Annotated in this window: 10 protein-coding genes and 1 pseudogene; 2 read left to right on the top strand and 9 right to left on the bottom strand. The window is 72.3% G+C overall.

Going from position 1 to position 14,206, the window contains the following annotated elements:
• Nucleotides 1-32: 32 nt before the first annotated feature.
• The 9 genes and pseudogenes from ACFRMN_RS12700 to ACFRMN_RS12660 form a co-directional block, all read right to left on the bottom strand.
• Nucleotides 33-5,534, bottom strand: coding sequence for a condensation domain-containing protein (locus ACFRMN_RS12700; RefSeq protein ID WP_383017553.1), 5,502 nt, complete (start codon nucleotides 5,532-5,534; stop codon nucleotides 33-35).
• A gap of 31 nt (nucleotides 5,535-5,565) precedes the next feature.
• Entirely contained in the window at nucleotides 5,566-5,898 is a 333-nt protein-coding gene (locus ACFRMN_RS12695; RefSeq protein WP_383017849.1) for a phosphopantetheine-binding protein, read from the bottom strand.
• 73 nt (nucleotides 5,899-5,971) lie between these two features.
• Nucleotides 5,972-7,558: pseudogene (locus tag ACFRMN_RS12690) on the bottom strand (amino acid adenylation domain-containing protein); the annotation flags it as partial.
• Between the two features lie 46 nt (nucleotides 7,559-7,604).
• On the bottom strand, nucleotides 7,605-7,958 hold the full coding sequence (locus tag ACFRMN_RS12685) for a hypothetical protein (protein ID WP_383017550.1): 354 nt from the start codon (nucleotides 7,956-7,958) through the stop codon (nucleotides 7,605-7,607).
• Nucleotides 7,930-8,595, bottom strand: coding sequence for an HAD-IIIC family phosphatase (locus ACFRMN_RS12680; RefSeq protein ID WP_383017547.1), 666 nt, complete (start codon nucleotides 8,593-8,595; stop codon nucleotides 7,930-7,932). The genes ACFRMN_RS12685 and ACFRMN_RS12680 overlap by 29 nt, the downstream gene beginning before the upstream one ends.
• Nucleotides 8,592-9,923 carry an acyl-CoA dehydrogenase family protein gene (locus tag ACFRMN_RS12675; RefSeq protein ID WP_383017544.1) on the bottom strand — a complete coding sequence of 444 codons (1,332 nt, stop codon included), beginning with the start codon at nucleotides 9,921-9,923 and terminating at the stop codon, nucleotides 8,592-8,594. The genes ACFRMN_RS12680 and ACFRMN_RS12675 overlap by 4 nt, the downstream gene beginning before the upstream one ends.
• Entirely contained in the window at nucleotides 9,907-10,185 is a 279-nt protein-coding gene (locus ACFRMN_RS12670) for an acyl carrier protein (protein ID WP_383017541.1), read from the bottom strand. Before ACFRMN_RS12670 ends, ACFRMN_RS12675 begins: the two co-directional genes overlap by 17 nt.
• Entirely contained in the window at nucleotides 10,182-11,192 is a 1,011-nt protein-coding gene (locus ACFRMN_RS12665) for a 3-oxoacyl-ACP synthase III family protein (RefSeq protein WP_383017539.1), read from the bottom strand. Before ACFRMN_RS12665 ends, ACFRMN_RS12670 begins: the two co-directional genes overlap by 4 nt.
• Before the next feature lie 450 nt (nucleotides 11,193-11,642).
• Nucleotides 11,643-12,299, bottom strand: coding sequence for a TetR family transcriptional regulator (locus ACFRMN_RS12660; protein WP_383017536.1), 657 nt, complete (start codon nucleotides 12,297-12,299; stop codon nucleotides 11,643-11,645).
• 147 nt (nucleotides 12,300-12,446) lie between these two features.
• Here ACFRMN_RS12660 and ACFRMN_RS12655 point away from each other — a divergent pair, with 147 nt between their 5' ends.
• Both ACFRMN_RS12655 and ACFRMN_RS12650 read left to right on the top strand, forming a co-directional pair.
• On the top strand, nucleotides 12,447-13,166 hold the full coding sequence (locus ACFRMN_RS12655; protein WP_383017533.1) for a GntR family transcriptional regulator: 720 nt from the start codon (nucleotides 12,447-12,449) through the stop codon (nucleotides 13,164-13,166).
• Nucleotides 13,163-14,155, top strand: a complete 993-nt coding sequence (locus ACFRMN_RS12650; RefSeq protein ID WP_383017530.1) for an ADP-ribosylglycohydrolase family protein — start codon at nucleotides 13,163-13,165, stop codon at nucleotides 14,153-14,155. The genes ACFRMN_RS12655 and ACFRMN_RS12650 overlap by 4 nt, the downstream gene beginning before the upstream one ends.
• Nucleotides 14,156-14,206: the final 51 nt, after the last annotated feature.

Here is a 14,206-nt window from a genome sequence, read left to right as displayed (position 1 = left end):
GTTACGGATCTCCTTCGGCTCTGTCCGGGATGTCAGTCGGCGAGTGAGGCGGCGGCGCTGAACCACAGGCGGGACAGTGGCGCGGCGGGCTCACGGAGGGCGGCGCGTACGAGGGCGACCAGATCGTCGGCCAAGGCGGTGACCGTCGAGGCGTCGAACAGCTCGGTGCGGTACTCCACCGAGACCTGCAACACCTCCGGTCCGGGGCCTTCGACAACGGACCAGGCCAGATCGTGACCGGCCGTACCGGTGGTGGGCAGGGTGAGACGTCCCGCTTCCTCCCCCGGCCAGCGCACGGCCCCGGCCTCGACGCCGGCCGCCGCGCCGAGCGCCACGGGCAGGCGGTAGTGGGCGTAGACGACATCGAAGAGCGGCGCCCGCCCGGGCTCCTGAGGCACACCGGCGGCGCGGACGATATCGGCGAGCGGCACATCCCGGTCGCTCTCGGCGTCGGCGACCACCTCTCGGATCCGCTCGGTGAGCCGGTCGAAGGAAGGGGCGTCGGCGAGCGGGACGCGCAGCGGCAGCGTGCGCGCGAAGGGGCCGATCAACTCGTCGGTCCCGGTCCGCTCCCGGCCGCCCGCCGGATTCCCGCCGCCTCCCGGATCCCCGGCGCCTCCCGGATCCCCGGCGTCCGGCGCCGTGGTGAGTCCGATGACCGCCTCTTCCGTCCCGGAACGCAGGGCGAGGAGTGTGGCGATACCCGCGAGCAGCCCCTCCCGGGCCCCGGCGCGGCCCAGTTCGACGGCGAGTTCTCCCGGAATCCGGAAGGTGTGGGCGGCGCAGGCGCCCGTACCGGCCAGCGGGCGCGGCCGGTCGGCGGGCAGGTCGAAGGCGCGCAGCCCGGCGAGGGTGTGCTTCCAGTGGTCGAGCCGGCCGTTGAGCGGCCCGTCCGCCGGCGGATCGTCCTGGCCTCGCGCGTACTCCTCGTACGGGAGGGGGAGTTCGGGCAGTGCGGGCAGTCGCGCCGGGTGTCCGTGCAGTCGTGCGCCGTACAGGGCGAACAGGTCCCGGAAGAACACACCGGGCTGCCCTCCGTCATAGGCCGCGGGGTGGGTGGTCACCACAAGGACGTGCTCGGTGGGGCCCGTGGTGATCAGCAGCGCGCGCAGCGGACGGCCCGCCACCGGTCCCAGCGGCCGCCGCCCTTCCGCCAGCGCGAGTTCACGCGCGGCGGACCGCGGTTCGTCCCGGTCGGAGATGTCGACGGCGGTGAAGAAGTCACCGCGTACGGGGCGCAGCAGCGCGTGCCGCTCGGCCAGTTCCTGGAACGCGGTCCGCAGCCGCGCGCCGTCCACCTCGCCGCGCAGCTCCAGGCAGACGCTGACCGGGTCTCCGGAGACGACGGACGGTGCCGGGGGGTCCGGGGCGGCGGACTCGATGACGGCCGGCTCGCCGCCGGCCGGCACGGTGACAGTGCGCCGGGTGGGGGCCGGCCGGACGGGTATCTCCCCGTACGGGGTGTCCTCGTCCGCCGCGACGGCGTGCAGCAGCTCCATCAGCGACGCCGCCAGGGCCTCGACCGTGCCGGCGTCGAAGAGCTGCGTGGCGTACTCGATCACCACGTCGAGGGATTCCTCGCCCGCCCGCTCGGCGACGACCACCGTGAGGTCGAACTTGGCCGTTCCCTTCGGCAGTCCGGGGAAGTAGGGACCGGTGTCCTCGTGTCCGGCCGGACCGAACAGGTCCTCGCCGAACGCGAGGCCCGCCGGAAGCGTCTGGTGGACGTACATCACATCGAAGATCGGGTTCCGGCTGGGATCGCGCTCCGGCGCGATCTCACGCACGATCCTGTCGAACGGGATCTCCTGATGGTCCAGCGCGCCGAGCACCACACCGCGCACCTGGCGCAGCAGTTCCCGGAAGCCGGGGTCGCCGGAGAGGTCGGAACGCAGGGCGACGGTGTTGTTGAAGAAGCCGAGCAGGTTCCACAGTTCGGGGCGGCTGCGGCCGATGGTCGGGGTGCCGATCACGATGTCCCGCTGACCGGACCAGCGCGAGAGCAGCACATTGAGGCCGGTGAGCAGCACCATGAAGAGCGTGGCGGTCTCCCGGCCGCCCACGGCCCTCAGCCCGTTGACCAGTTCGCCGGGGATGGTGAACCCGTGGGACGCGCCGGCGAAGTCCATCCGTGTGGCGCGCGGCCGGTCGGTGGGCAGTTCGAGCGCGGGAGGGTCGCTCAATCGCCCGCGCCAGTAGTCCAGTTCACCGTCGAGCCGGGAGCCCTCCAGCAGTTCCCGCTGCCAGCGCGCGTAGTCCCTGTACTGCACGGGCAGCGGTTCGAACCGGTGTACGCGGCCCGCCAGGCGGGCCGTGTAGAACGCCAGGAACTCCTTCATCTGGATCTGGGGCGCCCAGCCGTCGTTGACCGCGTGGTGCATCGCCCAGCAGAAGAGATACTCGTCGGGCGCGACGCGCACCAGCGTCACCCGGACCAGCGAGTCATGTGCGAGGTCGAACACCCAGCCGGTCTCGGTCCTGATGACCGCGCGCGCCGCGGCCTCGGGGTCCGGGCCGGCGGAGACGTCCTCGTACCGGAAGAAGTCGCCCAGCTCCGGCCGGATCACCAGCCGGGGTCGCCCGTCGGCCTCGACGAAGTTGGATCTCAGGGTCTCGTGCCGCTGGGCGAGATCTTCCCAGGCGAGCCGTACGGCGTCGGGATCCAGCGGGCCGCGGTGACGGGAGACGCCCGGCAGGTTGTAGAGCGTGGTGGTCGGGTCCAGCTGGTGGTGGAACCACATACGTTCCTGCCCGTAGGACAGCACCAGTTCCTCGCCCGGGAGGATCGGCGGCAGCGCGGGGCCGTCGCCCTGGGCGGCGGGCGCCACGGGCTGCGGCAGCCGGGCCGAGAGGGCGTCCGCGAGGTCGCCGACGACGGGGTGGTCGTAGATGTCGACCAGCTTGAGGTGAGCGCCGTAGCGGCGCTCCATTCCCTGGACGAGCTGGAGCGCGATGACGGAGTTCCCGCCGATGGAGAAGTAGTCGGCGTCGGCGGGGACCTCGTCCGCGCGCAGCAGATCGGTGAGGGATTCCTGGAGCCAGCTCAGCACGGTCTGGGTCCGGGAGCCGGACGGCGCACTCGGACCGGGCTCGGACGCGAGCGCGTCGGGGGCCGCGGGGACGGGTACGGGGGCCGCGACCGGTGCCGGAACGGGCCTGGGCGCGGGGACACGCACAGGCGCCGGGACATGGACAGGCTCGGCGATGGGCGCCGGGGGAAGCGCGGCCTCGGTGGACGCCGCCGTCGGCGCGGCCGTTCCGAACCCCTCGAAGGAAATGAGGTCGCCCACGGGCCGGGCCCAGCAGCGGACGCCCCGGAGCCGGTGGCCGGGCAGCGGGACCCGGCGGCCCGCGCCGCCCCCGCGTCCGCCCGCGGCCGCCGTCAGCGCCGGCCAGTCGGGATCCCACCGCAGCTCGTAGAGCCGGGCGAGCACGTCGAGCGCCCCGTCCTTACCGGACTCCAGAGTCAGGACGCGGGCGGCGGGGCGGCCGTCCAGATACTCCGACAGCCGCTCGCCGAGCTCGCCACGGACCGCCAGTTCGACGAAGACGACGGGACCGGCCCCCAGCTGTTCGTCCGCCGCCGCCCGCAGTTGTTCCAGCCGGAGGGCGTTGCCCGCCACAGCCGGGTCCTGGCCGCTCGTGGCCCGTTCCAGCGCCGTGGTGTCGGCGCGCGTCAGGGTGTTCTGGAGATGCCGGACGGTGTAGCGCGAGATCCCGGAACTCATCAGCCCGTCGGGGGTCACTCCGGCCCGGGTGAGCCGGGTGTACGCGGCGAGTTGGCCACGTACCATCGCGGCGCGATCGGCCGGTACGGGCAATCGCTCGGGCAGCGGGTCCGGGAGGGGGCCCGTCTCCGGCGACCGGCCGGGGTCGGCGTCCCCGGAGAACAGGAACACCACGCGGGGCGCGGCGGCGCGCCGGGTTTCGGTCCGGCCGGCCCCCGGGGACACCGCCGTGCCCGGGGCCTCCAGCCGCCGCCAGGTGGCCTCGGCGGCCAGTACGACGGCCAGTTCGGCGGTCCGGCGGGCGACCGCGCCGACGCGGTAGGGGTGATGCTCCCGTCCCTCGTTCAGAGTCCTGGCGATATCGGCCAACGGCTGGGTGCTGTGGCGCAGTTCGAGCGAGAGCCGTTCGCACTGGGCGATGAGTTCGGCGGGCGTACGGGCGGAGACGCCGACCAACCGCGCCTCGTCATCGCCGGTGTCCGGTGCGTGCCGTACGGCTGTCGGCGGCGCCTGCTCCACCACGCAGTGCGCGTTGATGCCACCGAGGCTGAACGAGCTGACACCGGCGCGGCGCACCTCGTCCCGCCAGGGCCTGACCGACGTCACGACATCGAGACGAGCGCCGTCGAGGTCGATCTCCTCCGGCGCCCGTTCGAAATGCAGCGAGGGGTACAACTCACCGTGCCGCACACTGAGGATGGCCTTGACCAGCCCGGCGATTCCCGCGGCGTGGTCCAGATGTCCGAGGTTGGTCTTCACCGATCCGACCGCGAGGCCGCGCCGGTCGCCGGGGCGGGCGAGGGCCAGTCCCTCCACCTCGATGGCGTCGCCGAGCCGCGTACCCGAGCCGTGTGCCTCGACATACCCGGCCGTCTTGATGTCCAGGTCCGCGCTGCGCCACGCCTTGCGGATGACCTCCGCCTGGGACCGGGCGCTCGGTGTGCTGATGGTGGCGGAGTGCCGGCCGTTGTGTACGACGGCGCTGCCGCGGATCACGGCGTGGATGAACGCGCCGTCCGCCATCGCCCGCTCCAAGGTGGTGAGCAGCAGGACCGCGCCGCCCTCACCGCCGCCCGCTCCGTCCGCCGCGTGGTCGAACGCACGGGACCTGGCGGTCGGCGAGCTGATGCCGGGGAAGGCCGCCGCGGTGGCGGCGGGGGCGACGATATGACGCAGGCTCACCCCGCCGGCCACCGCGTACCGCGCGTCGCCGTCACGCAGCTCCCGGCAGGCCTGGTGTACGGCGACGAGCGATCCGTTGCAGCCGGTGTCGACGCCGTAGCAGGGCCCTGTGAGCCCGAAGATGTGGGAGACCCGGGCGGGCAGTCCGCACGGGATGTTGCCGATCATGCTGAGCGTGCCGTGCTCGCGGACCAGCGGCGCGTAACCGTTGCTGGGGGAACTGAAGATCACGGCGGTCTGGCTGTCGCGCAGGCCCTCGGGGGCGTATCCGGCGTTCTCCAGGGCCTCGTGGGTGAGTTCGAGGGCGAGCCGGTGCTGCGGGTCGGTGACCTCCGCCTCGCGCCGCGACAGACCGAAGTACTCATGGTCGAAGAGATCGATCCGGTCCAGATATCCCAGCTCCGGGTAGTCCACGGAGGGGTCCAGACAGGTGGACTCGACCCGCTCGGGCGGTATCGGGCGCACCGAGTCGACGCCATCGCGCAGATTCGCCCGGAACGCGTCGAGGCTGTCCGCCTGCGGAAAGCGCGTGGCGATCCCGATGACCGCGACGGCCGGCCTCGCCCGCGTCGCACCGTATTCCCGCGCCGCGTCGCTCTCGTTCGCCGTGCCCGTCCCGCTCATGTCACCATCCCGTTCATGCGCCACCCTGCCTTCACAGCTCATAAGCGGTCGGGGGTGTGAGGTCTTCTCGCCGTACATCCGCGCCCGCGTCCACGCGGCTCGTGATCGCCTCCGCCTGGGCGGAGATGGTGATGAGGTCGAACAGCTCCCCCATGCGCAGTACCCCGGGCCAGCGCCGGTTGAGCCGGGAGTACAAATCGATGATCTTGAGGGAACTCCCGCCGACCGCGAAGAAGTTGTCGTCGGGCCCGGTCTCGGACTGTCTGAGGACGGCCGCCCAGATGGCGCCGATCGTGCGCCGGTGGCCGGTCCACCCCTCCCATGGGGCGTCGGCGCCCGTCCGGCCGTCGTCCGGACCCGTCACCGGGTCCCCCCGCACTTCCGCCCGCCGGGACCGAGTCGCGCAGCAGCGCCGCGCGGTCGGCCTTGCCGCTGCCGTTCAGCGGCATCCGCGCGACCGGCACGAACATCGTGGGCACCGCCTGTTCCACCAGATGTTCGAGACAGTGCCGGCGCAGCGCCATGCCGCCGGGCGGTGTGACCTGGGGCCCGGCGGGCGTGATGAAGGCCATCAGCCGCGGTTCGCCGTCCTCGGCCGGTTCAGGAACCACCACCGCCTGGCCGATGGCGGGATGGCGCTCAAGGACGTTTTCGATCTCGCCGGGTTCGATACGCGTGCCACGGATCTTCACCTGGAGATCCGTCCTGCCGTGGTAGTGCAGCGCTCCCCGTTCGTCGACGAGGGCGAGATCACCGGTGCGGTACAGGCGCGCGCCCGGCCGCCCGAACGGGTCCGCGACGAACCGCTCGGCCGTTTTGCCGGGCTGTCCGGCGTAGCCGAGGGCCACGAACGCGCCGCCGATGTACAGCTCGCCCTCCACCCCGGCGGGTACCTCGCGCAGCCGGTCGTCCAGTACCCATGCCTCGGCGCCCGGCCAGGGCCGGCCGATGGGGATCCGTGGCCGGGAAGCGTCCGGGTCGGGCTCGACGGTGCAGGAGATGATGGTTTCGGTGGGGCCGTACTCGTTCGCGAGTCGCACCCCGGGCAGCCGCTCGTGATGGGTACGCACCAGCTCCGGCGTACAGACCTCGCCCGCGACCACCACCAGGCGCAGCGAATCGGGGAGCAGCCGGCTCTCGTCCAGCAGCGCCCGGTAGTACGAGGGAACGACGATGAGATGGGTCGCCCGGTGTCTGCCGGCCAGCCGGGCCAGTTCCTGAACCTGTCTCAGCTGCCGCAGATCGGGCAGCAGCAGGGTGTGGCCGTTGCGGAACGACCAGAACATGCCGCCGAGCATGCCGCCGAACGACAGCCGCATCGCCATCAGGAAGGTGGAGGGTTCGGTGCCGTAGACCCCGGCGCGGGGGCCGATGGACGCCGCGAGCTGGGCACGGCTGACCATGACCCCCTTGGGGAGCCCGGTCGATCCCGAGGTGTAGACGAGATAGGCGGGGGCGTCCTCGGAGACCGGCGGATCCGCCTCGTCGGCGTCCGTGACGCGTGCGCCCGTCGCGATGAGGTCGGGTAACCGGAGTCCGGCGGCTTCGAGCCGTTCCGGCGGGTTGACCGGGCCCGTCATGGCCGGGTCGTCTCCCGTGCTCAGCACCACCGCGCAGTCGGTGTCCCGGAACAGCGCCCGTACGCGTGAGACCGGCAGGTCCGGTTCGAGCGCTGCCCAGGCGGCACCGGTCCGCAGGGCGGCGAGTACCGCGATCACGGCGAGCGCGCTCTGCTCGACGCGGACGCAGATGACCCGGCCCGGCCGTGCGCCGCGCTTCCGCAGGAGCTGGGCGAGCCCGGCCGAGGCGTGGTCGAGTTCGCGGTAGGTGAGGGCCGCGTCCCCGATGATGAGGGCGGTCGTCTCCGGCGAGCGGGCGGCCTGTCGCCGGAAGGCGGCCAGGACGGAGCCCTGATCCGCCGCGATCGCGCCCTGTCCCGCCGTGGTCGGCGCCTGTTCCGCCGTGGTCAGCGCCTGGGCTCGTGTCCCGGCGGCTCCGTCGCGGTCGCGCGCGTAGCTGTACACCACCGTGCTCTCCCCCTCTCTCACTCCGTCTCCTCACTCCGTCTTCTCACTCCGCGCCAGTGATCACACGGGTGTGGCCGGGGTGCTCCGGAACGGGACGGTCCTGAGGGACCGCGAGCACCATGTGGCCGTCCTCGGTGGCGACCGGCCGGTACCCCGCGAACCGGAGGGTGACCAGCATGTTCCGATTGACGTCGGTGGGTACGAAGTGCGCGACGGGCCGGCGGCCCTCCGCCAGTGCCTCCCGGACCAGATGGTTGAGGAGGACACCGCCCACACCCCGTGAGGCGACCCGGCAGGACATCAGCATCAGCCGCAGGACCGAGTCCGCGGGCGTGAGTTCGGTGACGGCCAGGCCGATGATCCCGTAGTCACCGAACCGGTCGCTGAGCCGCGCCACCCGCACCTGATGGTCCGGGGACGCGCTCAGCGCCCGCAGTTCGTCCGCGTCGTAGGTCAGGCCGGTGCTGTTGAGCTGATGGGAAGGCCTGCCGGTCCTCGCCGAACTCCTCTTCCGCCTCCCGGCGCCGCCACTCGGTGCGGTAGAGCGCGCGTCGCCGGGACGCCTCCTCCGTGACCTGTTCCGGCTGGAATTCGGCGCGGTCCGGGAGCCGGCCGACCTCGTCGGCCCGGTAGCACCGGACCATGGGCAGCGCCGCCTCGACCTCCGCACGCTCGGCGGGGTCGTTGTCGACGAACGCGAGGGTGTCCAGGCCGATGTTGAGGGTTTCGGCGATACGGCGCAGCGCGCCGGACTTGTCGCCCCAGCCGATCCGCACCGCGCAGAACCAGTCGTCCAGGCCGCGTTCCGTCAGATGGCGGGTGACGGCGGTGTGTTCGCTGCGGCTGGCGGCGGCGTGCAGGATGCCCCGCTTGTCCAGGGCGCTGAGGGTTTCCAGGGCCTCGGGGAAGGGCTCCGGGTCGTCGTTCTCCAGTACGACCCCGTCCCACAGCGTGTCGTCCAGGTCCCACACCAGGCACTTGACGACGGGGGCGGTCAGCGGGGGGCGCGTGGGGGCGCCTTGGTCCGGCGTCATGCCGGCTCCCCGGGATGGCGCGTGCCGGAGGCGGGCGGAGCGCCGAACTGGCGCAGAAGGCGATCGGCTATGTGGAGTTCGGACACGTGCTGCGCTCCTTCGATGATCTCCATGATCTTGGCGTCCCGGAAGTGGCGGCCCGCTCTGCTGTCGGGTTCGCAGCCGGCCGAGCCGAGGATCTGTACGGTGTCGCGGCTGACCGAGGCGGCGGCAGCGGCGGCCGCGTACTTGGCGACGATGGTCTCCATGACGCCCCGGCCGGGGCCCGGCGCGCGGAACTCCGCCGCCCTGCGGGCCAGTTCACGCGCGCCGGCGGTGTCCACCGCGCAGCGGGCCAGCAGGGAGCGGACCAGTTGGTGGTCGGCGAGTGGCACACCGCCCTGGGAGCGGGTGGCCGCGTGCGAGGCGGCGTCGGCGACACACGCCTCGGCCATGCCCACGCATCCCCAGGCGACCGTGAAGCGTCCGTGGTCGAGCGCGGTGGCCGCGACATGGGACAGCCCGAGCCCCGGCGGGGCGACGAGATGGTTCCTGGGGACCCGCACCGCGTCGAAGGTGACATGGGCGATCCACGCGGCGCGCATGCCCAGCTGGCCGGTCACCGGCTCCCGGCTCACGCCCGTACGGTCCGCCTCGACGAGGACGGTGGCCGGCTTGCCCCGGCTCTTCCCCAGCACCAGGAAGACATCGGCGACCGCCCCGAAGGTGATCCATTTCTTGCGACCGCTCACCTCGATGTCCGCGCCGTCGCCCGGGTCGTCGATACGGGTCTCGACGGCCCCGAGCGCACTGCCCGCGGCCTGCTCGGTGGCCGCGAAGCCCGCGGTCAGCTCGCCGCTCGCCAGCCTCGGGAGCCAGTCGGCGCGCTGCTCACGGGTGCCCCAGCGCGCCAGCGCCGCCGCGACCATGCCCTGGACGGTCAGCAGCCCGCGCAGCGCGCTGCACGCCCCGCCCAGGTGTGCGGCCGCCTCGCCGAGCGCCGCGGGGCCGAGGCCCGCTCCGCCGTACCGCGGCGGCAGATCGGCGCCGAGCAGCCCCGCCGAGGCCATGTCCTTCCGTACGGAGTCGGGCAGTCCGCCGGCCCGGTCCCAGTCGGCCGCCGGACCGCGTGCCCCGGCGGCGAGTTCGGCCGCAGCGCGTACCAAGGACCCTTCCGCGGCGGCCTGTTGACCCTCTCCCGGCCGGCCACCGACCACCGGCGCGTCGTGCATCAGGGTGTCGTGCACCGGGGTGTCGTACGGCGGGGTGTCGTACGGCAGGGTGCCGTGCGGCGGGGTGTCGTGCGGCGGCCCGGCTCCGGGCGGCCCGGCGTCAGGCACCCTGGTCATGGGTTTCCGTCAGCCGGTCGGCCCCTGTCTTGCGGAGCACGAACTCCGTGATGCGGGTGGCTGTGCGGAAGCTGTCCAGGTCGAGGTCGTCCACCTCCACGGTGAACGAGAAGCGCTCCTCGACGAAGGTCACCAGCTCCAGCGCGAAGAGCGAGTCCGCGAGGCCCATCGCGAAGTAGTCGTCGTCCGGGCCGATCGGCCGGCGGAGGGCCGCGGTCAGGAACTGAGTGACCTCTTCGGTGATCCCGGTGATGCCGTTCACGCCACACCCTCCCGTGGTCCTATCTCGACCAGCAGCAGACTCCAGGCGGCCACTGGGCTGGCGTTGATCAGTACGACGCGGTCCCCCGTGGCGAGTTCCTTGCGCTCCAGGGCCGTGTAGAGGTTCAGGAAGACATCGTTCGAGCCGAGGTGTCCGTAGCGCCGGAGGTTCTCCCGGCAGACGGGCAGGATGTCGATGCCGAGGGATTCCTCGGTGAAGGTGAAACTGCCCTCGGACAGGTTGTGGCTGAGGTAGCCGCGGATGTCCGCCGGGCGCAGACCGTTGCGTTCCAGGACCCCGCGCAGCATCGCCGAGAGCGCGCCGCGTGTCTCCATGGCGAGCCGGAAGGAGTAGGTGGCCGGGTCGCCGCACTCCTCGCGCCACTGCGCGGTGGGCCGGTCCCGGTACTTCACCTGGAAGAGGTCCCAGTACCGGCCGTTGGTCCGCTGCGCGATATCGAGGATCCGGACAGGTCCGCGCCGGGAGAGCAGCAGCGCCTGGCCGCCGTCGCCGTTGACCGTCACGGGGTGGCGGTAGCGCACCGCCGCGGCCGGTTTGCTGCCGTGTACGACCAGGACGTTGTCCATGGCGGTGTCCCCGGCCAGCAGCCCGCGGGCGGTGATCAGCGCGGCGCTGATCGAGACACAGCCGAGCCCGCCCACCGTGAGGGTCGTCGCCGCGTCGGCGCCGAGCAGCCGCTGCAGCCGGGTCGCCTCGGAGCTGAGCAGGGTCTCCGGTGCCCGCGACTCGACCAGGATCAGAGCACCCAACTCCCGGGCGTCCAGCCCGGAACGGTCGAGCGCGCGGCGCGCGGCGCGCTCGCAGAGGTCCACCGCGCTCACCCGGTCGTCCGCCCGTACGGTGTCGATCCCCAGGCTGCCGCGGGTGCTGAGTTCGGTCTCGTCCCATGCCGCCAGCCCGGCGACCGGCACGATCGGCTCCGGCAGATACCAGGCGGCCTCGCGTACGGCGAGCGGTGCCGTGTCGCGCTCGGCTGGATCGGTCACGCGCTCTCCCTCTCGGTCCTGGGTGGCAGGAAATCCTGGGCTTCTGAGCATCGGCGCTGTTCGGCACGGGAGTCGGGGAGAGCGGCTGGGACAGCCCACGGGCTGTGTTCGCTGAACCGATCACCACACCGTGCGGACGGATGTAAGCACCGACCCAACCCCGGTTCATATGACGCAGGTCACAGTGAAATGAGGAACGAGAACATCCATTTCCTGACATACATCATGCCCGGGCGTGACATCCGTCACCCGGAGCCAGGGCAGCCCCCTTCGCACGCACACCAGCGAGGGGCGGCGATTTCCGGCCCGCACACCCACCCGTACCGCGACTGTGACCCAAATCACTTCCGGGTGATTCGGCTGTGGCCGAATGCTCACCCGTCCTTCGCGCGCCAACTCGCCCCTTCCGAGGGCTGATGCGTGGGCGGGACTCCGGATGCCGTACCGGCGTCAGCGCCGACGGCCGGCCCTCGGCACCGGGGGTTGGGGCAGACCGACGGCCACCACGCGGACCGCGTGGTCCATCAGCCCAACGAGCGGCTGCGCGCCGCCGAGTCGCTGCCAGCGACGCAGACAGGCGCGCAGCGCCCCGCCGGCGACGTAGTAGAGGAGCGCGGGGTACGGGTCGTCCGCGGCGAGACCGGTACGGCGGGCGATCGCCTCGACCATGCGCCGCTCGTCCCCCGCCCCCATGGCGATCATCCGGGAGACGAGCGAGGGATGGTCTTCCAGTACGGACATCCGGGCCAGCCACTCGTCCCGGTCCGCGTCGACGCGCTCCATGTCCGGCCGCCAGGCACGGGCGACGGCGTCCAGCGGAGTGAGTCCGTCCGGGGCCGTGACAACGGCCTCGGCCACGAGGACGGAGCGTTCGGCCTGGTCCGGGTAGGGCAGGAGCAGCGCGTGCTCCTTCGTCGCGAAGTAGTTGAAGAAGGTGCGCGAGGAGACGCCGACGGCGCCGCTGACGTCCTCCACCGTCACCCGGTCCAGGCCGCGTTCGACGACCAGACGCAGCGCCGTGGACGCCAGCAGACGGTGGGTCTCGCGCCGCCTGCGCTCGCGCAGGCCCTCGGGCCTCCCCGTTCGCTGCCTCGATGTCGGTGTCACATGATCGACCGTAGCCAGAACGTTTCATGAACTGCAAGCCATGCAGACACTGAAAATCCCTGCCCCGGAACTCGCCACCTCGTACCGACGAAAGAAAATCTCCGCGGGCTATGGACCGGAAGGATCCTGTCCGTTTACCTTCTAGACATGCCTGGACAGGTACACAAGCACCATCGCATCGCCCGCGTTCTCGCCGACGAGATCCGCTCCGGCGTCCATAGCGACGGCAGCAGGCTGCCCGGGGAGCACGCGCTCACCCAGCGGTTCGGCGTCAGCCGCACCACCCTGCGGCAGGCGCTCCAGGTCCTCGGCGAAGAGGGGCTGATCTCCACCCACGCGGGGATCGGCTCGTTCGTCACCTTCGACGGGACACCGCTGGACAACCGCCTCGGCTGGACCCGGGCGCTGGCCGAGCAGGGCACCGAGCTGACGACCGAGACCCTGCGCTTCGAAGAGGTGACCGACCCGGGGCTGGCCGCCGAACTGGAGCTCGCGTCGAGTACGTTCCTCGCTCTGGACCGGGTCAGACGGCTCGCCGACGGACAGGGCGTTTCCCTCGAACACAGCAGGGTCCCCGTCACCGGGGACCTTGCCGGGCTGCCGGAGCGCGGCCTCGACGGCGGCTCGCTCAACCGGGCGCTGATCGCCGCGGGCCGTATCACCGACTCCGGCGAGGGCCTGGTGTCGGTCACCGGGCTCGACGCGGCGGAAGCCGCCGTACTGCACCGCTCCCCGGGGGAGTCCTTCCTGCGGCTCGCGCAGGTCTACCGGGCCGCCGACGGCTCGGTCACCGAGCAGGTCACCAGTCTGCTCGACCCCGCCAGATTCGAACTGCACGTGCGCTCGGGCCGAGGAGGCCGACTGTGACCGACCGACTCGACCGCGCCCTCGGCGCGTACTACGGACTCGCCCTCGGCGACGCTCTCGGCATGCCCACACAGGTGATGTCCCGGGAGGAGGTCGTACGGGTCTACGGCACCCTCACCGGCTTCGAGCCCGCCCTCCCCGACAACCCGGTCAGCGCGGGCATGCCGGCCGGCTCCGTCACCGACGACACCGACCAGGCCGTCATCGTCGGCCGGCTGATCGACGAGGGCCGCGGCCGGATCGATCCGCTGCGGCTCGCCCATGAACTGCTCGCCTGGGAGAAGGAGATGAAGGCCAAGGGCTCCTTCGATCTCCTCGGCCCGTCCACCAAGGCCGCTCTGGACGCGGTGGCGCGTGGCGTACCGACGCACGAGGCGGGGAGGTACGGCACGACCAACGGCGCCGCGATGCGCGTCACCCCGGTCGGGATCGCCTTCGCCGTCGAGCCGCTGGAGTCCTTCCTCGACCATGTCGTGGAGTCCTGCCAGGTCACCCATGACACGACCATCGGAATCGCCGGCGCGGCGGCCGTCGCCGCCGCCGTCAGCACGGGTGTCGGCGGGGGCACACTGGGGAAGGCCGTCGCCACCGCGGTGACCGCCGCCCGGGCCGGCGCGCGGCGTGGGCACTGGATCGCGGGGGCCGATATCGCGTCCCGGATCGAGTGGGCGTGGGAGCTGGTACGGGGCCTCCCGGAGGCCGAGGCGCTGGACCGGATCTGCGCGCTCATCGGTACCAGCGTGGCCAGCCAGGAGTCGGTGCCCGCCGCCTTCGCGGTACTCGCCGTGGCCGACGGCGATCCCTGGCGCGCCGCCCTGCTCGCCGCCAACCTCGGTGGTGACAGCGACACCATCGGCGCCATCGCGGGCGCGATCGCCGGGTCGGTCGCCGGGCTCTCGGCGCTGCCGTCCGAGGCCGTCCGGACACTCCGTACCGTCAACTCCCTCGCCCTGGAACCCCTGACCGCCCGGCTGCTCGCCCTCCGCTGAGCCGCCCCGGGACCGCTGTGTGCCGCGCGGACCCCTGGTCTGCGGCACCCG

It is taken from the genome of Streptomyces sp. NPDC056835 (assembly GCF_042789485.1).
Lineage (GTDB): Bacteria > Actinomycetota > Actinomycetes > Streptomycetales > Streptomycetaceae > Streptomyces.
This window is presented reverse-complemented; position numbering and strand designations above follow the sequence as displayed.

Bases quoted from the DNA above. Each gene is read 5' to 3' on its own strand.
- ACFRMN_RS12680 (WP_383017547.1), bottom strand. From the start codon at position 8,595: ATGACGCCGGACCAAGGCGCCCCCACGCGCCCCCCGCTGACCGCCCCC.
- ACFRMN_RS12700 (WP_383017553.1), bottom strand. From the start codon at position 5,534: ATGAGCGGGACGGGCACGGCGAACGAGAGCGACGCGGCGCGGGAATAC.
- ACFRMN_RS12675 (WP_383017544.1), bottom strand. From the start codon at position 9,923: ATGACCAGGGTGCCTGACGCCGGGCCGCCCGGAGCCGGGCCGCCGCAC.
- ACFRMN_RS12655 (WP_383017533.1), top strand. From the start codon at position 12,447: ATGCCTGGACAGGTACACAAGCACCATCGCATCGCCCGCGTTCTCGCC.